Genomic DNA, 1,438 nt, shown 5'->3' with positions numbered 1-1,438 from the left:
GCGTCCATCAGCCGGCCCCGCGCCGCCACCAGGGCGCACGCGTCCGCCAGCGAGAACACCCCGGCCACATGAGCGGCCGCCACCTCACCGATCGAGTGCCCGAGCAGCACATCCGGGACCACGCCCCAGGACTCCAGCAGCCGGAACGACGCCACCTCGACCGCGAACAGCCCGGCCTGCGCCCACACCGTCCGGTCCAGATCCTCCGCACCCGCGAAGACGACCTCCCGCACCGACCGCCCGAGCCTCCCGTCCAGCTCCGCACAGACCGCGTCGAACGCCGCCGCGAACACCGGGAACGCCTCGTACAGCCCCCGGCCCATCCCGACCCGCTGCGCACCCTGACCCGTGAACAGGAACGCCGTCCGCCCCTCGCCGGCCGGGTCGCCCGCGGCCAGCGCGTCGAGCGCGGCGGTGAACGCCTCCCGGTCGCCGCCGAGCAGGACCGCGCGGTGCTCCATGACGGTACGGGCGAGCAGCCCGCGCCCGACGTCCACCGGTCCGGCCTCCGGCGTGGCGGCCACGAAGGCCCGCAGCCGGCGCGCCTGGGCCCGCAGGCCGTCGGCCGTCCGGGCCGAGAGCGGCCAGGGCACGAGGGCCGGGACGCTCGCCGGTTCGGGGACCACGAGGGCCTCGCCCTGCTCGATGACCACGTGGGCGTTGGTGCCGCTCACCCCGAAGGAGGAGATCGCCGCCCGGCGCGCCCGGTCCGCCTCCGGCCACGGCCGGGCCTCGGTCAGCAGCTCCACCGCGCCCGCCGACCAGTCCACCAGCGGTGTCGGCTCGTCCACGTGCAGGGTGGCCGGCAGCACGCCGTGCCGCATCGCCAGCACCATCTTGATCACGCCCGCCACCCCGGCCGCGGCCTGGGTGTGGCCGAGGTTGGACTTCACCGAGCCGAGCAGCAGCGGACGGCCTTCGGGCCGCCCCTGCCCGTACGTGGCGAGCAGCGCCTGGGCCTCGATCGGGTCGCCGAGGCGGGTGCCGGTGCCGTGCGCCTCCACCGCGTCCACCTCGGCGGGCGAGAGTCCGGCGGCGGCCAGGGCCTCCCGGATCACCCGCTGCTGGGACGGCCCGTTGGGGGCCGTCAGCCCGCTGGAGGCGCCGTCCTGGTTGACCGCGCTGCCCCGCACCACCGCGAGCACCTCGTGCCCGAGCCGCCGGGCGTCGGAGAGCCGTTCCACCAGCAGCACGCCCGCGCCCTCGGCCCAGCCCATCCCGTCGGCGGCGGCGGCGAAGGACTTGCAGCGGCCGTCCGCGGCCACGCCCTGCCCACCGCCCAGCGAGCCGAACACCTCGGGCGCGGCCATCACGGTCACCCCGCCGGCCAGCGCCAGGTCGCACTCCCCGCCCCGGAGGGCCTGCACGGCCAGGTGCAGGGCGACCAGCGAGGAGGAGCAGGCGGTGTCCACGGTGACCGCCGGGCCCTCCAGGCCGA

The 1,438-nt window shown here is 77.3% G+C and carries 1 protein-coding gene; it reads right to left on the bottom strand.

The genetic code is table 11. The features are described 5' to 3' along the window. On the bottom strand, nt 1-1,438 hold a 1,438-nt coding region (locus tag ACIQOV_RS41290), incomplete at both ends, for a type I polyketide synthase (protein ID WP_401056270.1).

Source organism: Kitasatospora sp. NPDC091257 (assembly GCF_044757675.1).
GTDB lineage: Bacteria > Actinomycetota > Actinomycetes > Streptomycetales > Streptomycetaceae > Kitasatospora > Kitasatospora lactacystinica.
Note: the sequence above shows the minus strand (reverse complement) of the source record. Positions and strands in the feature narration are given on the sequence as shown.